Consider the following 7,434-nt stretch of genomic DNA (forward strand, 5'->3'; position numbering starts at 1 on the left):
TCGGCACAGGTCGACCTGCTGGAGGAAGAGCTCGGGAAGTTGCTGGCGCCGATCGTGCCGGGTGAGGCGCAGGTGCCGTTCCTGTCGACGGTGACCGGCGAGTGGATGACCGGCCCGGAGATGGACGGCGGCTACTGGTTCCGGAACCTTCGCCAGACGGTGGAGCTGGAGCAGGCGGTACGCACCCTGCTGGAGCAGGGCTTCGGCGTGTTCATCGAGTCCAGCCCCCACCCTGTCCTCACCGTCGGGCTGCAGGAGACCGTGGAGGGCTCCGGTCGTGAGGCCGCGGTCCTGGGTTCGCTGCGCCGCAATGAAGGCGGTCTGGAGCGGTTCTGGCTGTCGCTGGGTGAGGCCTACGTGCACGGCGCGTCCGTGGACTGGCAGGCGGTCTTCGCCGGGACCGGCGCGCGCCACGTCGACCTCCCCACCTACGCCTTCCAGCGCGAGTACTACTGGCTGGAGAGCGGAACCCCCGAGGCTGTTGGGGCCGCCGCCCCCGCCGACAGCGTGGAGGCACGCTTCTGGGAGGCCGTCGAACGCAACGATGTGGCCGCCCTGACGGCCGAGTTGGACGTGGACGGCGACCAGGCGCTGACCGCGCTGCTTCCGGCGCTGTCCTCGTGGCGTCGGCAGAGCCGTGAGCAGTCCACCGTCGACGGCTGGCGCTACCGCGTCACGTGGAAGCCCCTGCCCGAGCCCGCCTCCCCTCGCCTGACCGGCACCTGGCTGCTCACCGTCCCCGAGACGCTCACCGGCACCGACGAGGAGTGGGCGGCCGCCGTCGAGCGCACGCTCATCGACCGCGGCGCTGACGTGCGGCGAATCGCCGTCGTCCAGAGCGACGACACGCGCGCCGAACTCGCCGTACGCATACGAGAGGCGCTCGCCGACGGGCCCGCCGTGTCCGGTGTCGTCTGCCTGTCGACGCCCTCGGGCACCGCGGCAGGCACTGTCGTGACCACGCTCGCCGTCGTCCAGGCGCTCGGTGACACCGAGGTGACCGCGCCGCTGTGGTGCGTGACCCGCGGCGCCGTCGCCGCCGGCCGCTCCGAGCGGCTGGAGCACCCGACGCAGGCACTGATCTGGGGTCTCGGCCGCGTGACCGCGCTGGAGCACGGCGAGCGCTGGGGCGGCCTGGTGGACCTCCCCGGCACGGACGACGTGGACGACCGGGCGCTCGCCCGGCTTGCCGGCGTCCTGGCGGGCGACGCGGCCGAGGACCAGGTCGCGGTACGCCCGGGCGGCCTGTTCGCGCGGCGTCTGGTGCGTGCGCGGCTCGCGGAGACCAGCACCGTCCGCGAGTGGCGACCGCAGGGCACGGTGCTGGTCACCGGCGGTACGGGCGCGCTCGGCGCGCACGTCGCTCGCTGGCTCGCGTCCAACGGCGCCAAGCACCTCGTGCTGACCAGCCGCCGGGGCATCGACGCCCCCGGCGCCGCGGAGCTGCGTGACGAACTGACCGCGCTCGGTGCCGAGGTGACCGTTGCCGCGTGCGACGTCGCCGACCGCGACGCCCTCGCCGCGCTCATCGGGGCCGTCCCCGCCGACCGCCCCCTCACCGCCGTCGTCCACACCGCCGCCGTCCTCGACGACGGTGTCATCGAGGCGCTGACCCCCGAGCAGGTGGAGGCGGTACTGCGCGTCAAGGTCGACGCGACCCTGCACCTGCACGAACTGACCCGTGACCTGGACCTGTCCGCCTTCGTGCTGTTCTCGTCCTTCGCCGCGACCTTCGGCGCGCCCGGGCAGGGCAACTACGCGCCGGGCAACGCCTTCCTCGACGCGTTCGCCGAGTACCGCCGGGCGGCCGGTCTGCCCGCGACCGCGATCGCCTGGGGCCCCTGGGGCGACGGCGGAATGGCGGAGGGCGCGGTAGGCGACCGCATGCGCCGCCACGGCGTCATCGAGATGGACCCGGAGCGGGCCGTCTCCGCGCTCCAGCACGCCCTGGACCGGGACGAGACGACGCTGACCGTCGCCGACATGGAGTGGAAGCGCTTCGTCCTCGCCTTCACCTCCGGCCGGTCCCGGCCGCTGCTGCACGACCTGCCCGAGGCGCGCGCCGCCGTCGAGAGCATCCGTGCCGACGCCACCGAGGGCGCGGGCGACGCCGGTGAGTTCTCCCTGCGGATCGCCGGTCAGCCCGCGGCCGAGCAGGAGCGGCTGCTCCTCGACCTCGTCCGCACCGCCGTCGCCGCCGTGCTCGGATACGCCGGCCCCGAAGCGGTCGAGGCGGGGCGCGCGTTCAAGGAGCTCGGCTTCGACTCGCTGACCTCCGTCGAGCTCCGCAACCGCCTGGTCGCCGCCAGCGGTCTCAAGCTCCCGCCCACCCTCGTCTTCGACTACCCGACGGCCACCGTCCTCGCCCGGTACCTGCGCGAGGAGATGTTCGGCCGGGACGGGGACAGGGCGTCCGCCGTCGTGACGCCGAGCGCCGCTGTCCTCGACGCCGAGCCCGTGGCGATCGTCGCGATGGCGTGCCGCTTCCCCGGCGGGGTGCGCACCCCCGAGGAGCTGTGGCAGCTGCTGGTCTCCGACGGCGATGCCCTCTCCCAGTTCCCCGCCGACCGCGGCTGGGACATCGAGGCGCTGTACGACCCCGACCCCGACGCGCAGGGCACCTCGTACACCCGCGAGGGCGGGTTCTTGTCCGGCGCGGCTGAGTTCGACCCCGGGTTCTTCGGGATCTCGCCGCGTGAGGCGCTGGCGATGGACCCGCAGCAGCGGCTGCTGCTGGAGACGTCCTGGGAGGCGTTCGAGCGGGCGGGCATCGACCCGCAGACGCTGCGCGGCAGCCAGGCCGGCGTCTTCGTCGGTACGAACGGCTCGGACTACGCCGAGCTCGCCCGCACCGCGACCGAAGGCCTCGAAGGGCACCTCGCCACCGGCAGCGCCGGCAGCGTCGTCTCCGGCCGCATCTCGTACACCTTCGGTCTCGAAGGCCCGGCGGTCACCGTCGACACCGCCTGCTCCGCCTCGCTCGTCGCCCTGCACCTCGCCGTCCAGGCGCTGCGGGCGGGCGAGTGCTCGGTGGCCCTGGCGGGCGGCGTGACGGTCATGTCGACGCCCGGCACCTTCATCGAGTTCAGCCGCCAGCGGGGACTGTCCACGGACGGCCGCTGCAAGGCGTTCTCCTCCGACGCCGACGGCTTCAGCCCCGCCGAGGGCGTCGGCATGCTGCTCGTGGAGCGGCTGTCGGACGCGCGGCGCAACGGCCACCCGGTGCTCGCGGTCGTCCGCGGCTCCGCCATCAACCAGGACGGCGCCAGCAACGGCCTCACCGCCCCCAACGGCCCGTCCCAGCAGCGCGTCATCCGCCAGGCCCTCGCCAACGCGCGCCTCACACCCTCCGACGTCGACGTCGTCGAGGCGCACGGCACCGGCACCACCCTCGGCGACCCCATCGAGGCGCAGGCGCTGCTCGCCACCTACGGCCAGGACCGCCCCGAGGGCCGGCCCCTGCTCCTCGGCTCGATCAAGTCGAACATCGGCCACGCCCAGGCCGCCGCCGGTGTCGCGGGCGTCATGAAGATCGTGCTCGCCATGGAACACGGCGAGCTGCCGCGCAGCCTCCACATCGCCGAGCCCACCCCGCACGTCGACTGGACCGCGGGCGAGGTCGACCTGCTGACCGAGGCACGGCCGTGGCCCGAGACCGGACGCCCCTGGCGCGCGGGAGTCTCGTCGTTCGGCTTCAGCGGGACCAACGCGCATGCCATCATCGAGCAGGCCCCCGACGCCGCTCAGGGGTCCGCGCAGGACACGACCCCGGAACCGGAGCGGACACCCCTACTGACCGGGGTGACCCCTGACGGTTCCCCGTCGGGCCCGTCCACCGCCCTGCCGTGGACCCTCAGCGCGCGGACTCCGAAGGCCCTGCGGGGTCAGGCCGAACGCCTGCTGAACCACCTCGCCACCCACCCTGACCTGCGACTTGTCGACGTGGCCGGTTCCCTGGCCACGACCCGCGGCGCTCTGGACCAGCGCGCGGTCCTCGTCGCCCGCGAGCGCGCCGACGTCGTCACTGCCCTGACCGCCCTGGCCGCCGGGGAGACCTCACCGGTCCTGGTGCAGGGGTCCGCGATCGGGGGAAGGACCGTGTTCGTCTTCCCCGGACAGGGGTCGCAATGGGTAGGCATGGCGGAAGGGCTGTTGGACGCTTCAGCGGTGTTCGCTGCCCGGATGGAGGAGTGCGCTCAGGCGCTGGAGCCGTTGACCGGCTGGTCGCTGCTCGATGTGCTGCGTGGTGTGGAGGGCGCTCCGTCGCTGGAGCGCGTGGACGTGGTGCAGCCTGCGCTGTTCGCGGTGATGGTGTCGCTGGCGGAGGTCTGGAAGGCGGCCGGCGTGCGTCCGGCCGCGGTGATCGGGCACTCGCAGGGCGAGATCGCGGCGGCCTGTGTCGCCGGGATCCTCTCGCTGGAGGACGCGGCCCGCGTCGTGGCTCTGCGCAGTCAGGCGATCGGCCGGGTGCTGGCCGGTCTCGGTGGCATGGTGTCGGTGGCGCTGCCGGCCGCGCAGGTCCGGGAGCGGATCGCGGCCTGGGGCGAGGAGCGGATCTCCGTTGCCGCGGTGAACGGCCCGTCCTCCGTGGTGGTTTCCGGCGAAGTGCAGGCGCTGGACGAGCTGCTGGCCTCCTGCGAGGCGGACGGCGTGCGGGCGCGGCGGATCGCGGTGGACTACGCCTCGCACTCCGCTCAGGTCGACCTCCTGCGGGACGAGCTGGCCGAGCTTCTGGCTCCGATCACCCCGGGTGACGCGCAGGTGCCGTTCCTGTCGACGGTGACCGGCGAGTGGATGACCGGGCCGGAGCTAGACGGCCGTTACTGGTTCCGGAACCTGCGGAAGACCGTCGAGCTGGAGCAGGCGGTCCGGACGCTGCTGGAGCAGGGCTTCGGAGTGTTCGTCGAGTCCAGCCCGCACCCCGTCCTCACCGTCGGGTTGCAGGAGACCGTCGAGGACGCGGGCCGTGAGGCCGCCGTCCTCGGCTCCCTGCGCCGCAACGAAGGCGGCTTGGAGCGGTTCTGGCTCTCCCTGGGTGAGGCCTACGTCCACGGCGCGTCCGTGGACTGGCAGGCGGTGTTCGCGGGGACCGGCGCGCTGCGCGTGGACCTGCCCACCTACGCCTTCCAGGCGCAGCGGTTCTGGCCCGAGATCGCGCCCGCGCCCGCGTTCGAGGCGCCGGTGGAGAGCGAGATCGACGCGCGCTTCTGGGCGGCCGTCGAACGCGAGGACCTCGACACGATCACCTCTGAACTCGCCATCGAGGCCGACCAGCCGCTGACCGCGCTGCTCCCGGCGCTGTCGTCGTGGCGCCGGCAGAGCCGTGAGCAGTCCACCGTCGACGGCTGGCGTTACCGGGTGACGTGGAAGCCGGTGTCCGAGCCCGCCTCCGCCCGCCTCACCGGGACCTGGCTGCTCGCCGTCCCCGGCACGCTCACCGGCGCGGACGAGGAGTGGGCGGCCGCCGTCGAGCGCACGCTCACCGACCGCGGAGCGCAGGTGCGCACCGTGCGGGTCGACCACGGCACGGCCGACCGCGAGCAGCTGACAGCGACCGTGAATGCCGCACTCGACGGCACCGCGCCCAGCGGTGTCCTCTCCCTCCTCGCCCTTGGCGGCGACAGCGCCCCGCTGCGCGAGCACGCCGGACTGCTGGCGACTGCCGCCCTGGTCCAGGCACTCGGCGACGCCGAGGTCACCGCGCCCCTGTGGTGCGTGACCCGCGGCGCGATCGCCACCGGCCGCTCCGAGCAGGTGACCGATCCCGCCCAGGCACTCATCTGGGGCTTCGGCCGGACGGCCGCCCTGGAGTACCCCGACCGCTGGGGCGGTCTCGTCGACCTGCCCGGCACGGACACCGCGGACGACCGTACGCTCACCCGCCTCGCGGGCCTGCTGGCCGGGGACGGCGCGGAGGACGAGGTCGCGGTCCGGGCCTCCGGCGTCTTCGCGCGCCGGCTCGCCCACGCGCCCGCCGCCGACGTGCCCGCCGGAAAGGCCTGGAGCCCGCACGGCACGGTGCTGGTGACCGGTGGCACGGGTGCGCTCGGCGCTCACGTCGCCCGCTGGCTCGCGAAGAACGGTGCCGAGCACCTCGTACTGACCAGCCGCCGGGGCATCGACGCCCCCGGTGCCGCCGAGCTGCGCGACGAACTGACCGCGCTGGGCGCCGAGGTGACCGTCGCCGCCTGCGACGTGGCCGACCGCGACGCCCTGGCCGCGCTCCTTGGCGCCGTCCCCGTGAACCGTCCCCTGACCGCCGTCGTCCACACCGCCGGTGTGCTCGACGACGGTGTCATCGACGCCCTCACGCCCCAGCGGTTCGCGACCGTCCTCGCCCCCAAGGCGGAGGCGGCGCTCGCCTTGCACGAGCTCACCCGCGACCTGGACCTGTCCGCGTTCGTGCTCTTCTCCGGGGTCGCCGGCACGCTCGGCGACGGCGGGCAGGGCAACTACGCGGCGGCCAACGCCTATCTGGACGCCCTCGCGGAGCAGCGGCACGCCGAAGGACTGGCCGCAACCTCCGTGGCATGGGGCCGGTGGGGCGACAGCGGACTGGCGGCGGGCGGCGCGATCGGCGAACGCCTCGACCGCGGCGGCGTGCCGGCGATGGCGCCCGGTTCCGCGATCCGCGCGCTCCAGCAGGCCCTCGACCTGGGCGACGTGACCGTCGCGGTCGCCGACATCCAGTGGGAGCGGTTCGCGCCCGGCCACACAGCTGTGCGGCCGAGCCCGTTCCTGGCCGACCTGCCCGCGGTGCGGCGGCTGGCGGAGGCGGCCCGTTCCGGCGGGGCGGACGGCGATCCGGCCGGTGCCGGGCTCTCCCCGGCGGAGGCCCTGCGCCGCCGCCTGGCGGTCATGCCCCGGGCCGAACAGGGCCTGGCCGTCGCCGAGCTGGTCCGTACCCACGCGGCCGCGGCCCTCGGCCACCCGACCACCGACGAGGTCGGCGCGCAGCGCGCGTTCAAGGAGCTCGGCTTCGACTCCCTCATCGCGCTGGAACTGCGCAACCGGCTGAACGCCGCGACCGGGCTGCGGCTCCCGGCCACCCTCGTCTTCGACCACCCGAACCCGGCCGTCCTGGCCGACTTCCTGCTCGGCGAGATCGTCCCGGACGGCGGCCCCGGCGCCGCCCCCGGCTTGGCGGAACTCGACAAGCTCGAGTCCGCGCTGTCCGTGCTCGACCCGGACGCCGCGGACACCCCGACCCGTACCGACATCGCGCTGCGTCTGCAGGCCCTCCTGGCGAAGTGGGGTGAACCGCACACCGATTCCCGTGGCGAGGCCGTCACAGAAAAGCTCCAAGAGGCCACGCCCGACGAGCTCTTCGCCTTCATCGACAAGGAGCTCGGGATTTAAGCAGGCCGACAGCAGGCAGCACGCAGCAGGCAGCAGCAGCGCGAAGGTGTGACGAGAAGCATGGGTGAGGTTCCA

Annotated in this window: 1 protein-coding gene; it reads left to right on the top strand. The window is 74.0% G+C overall.

All coding sequences use genetic code 11. The features are described from left to right. A partial coding sequence (locus ACFZAU_RS24675; protein WP_500553970.1) for a type I polyketide synthase occupies window positions 1-7,359 on the top strand: 7,359 nt, incomplete at its 5' end. Window positions 7,360-7,434 lie beyond the last annotated feature (75 nt).

The organism is Streptomyces sp. NPDC008238, from assembly GCF_042956445.1.
Classification (GTDB): domain Bacteria; phylum Actinomycetota; class Actinomycetes; order Streptomycetales; family Streptomycetaceae; genus Actinacidiphila.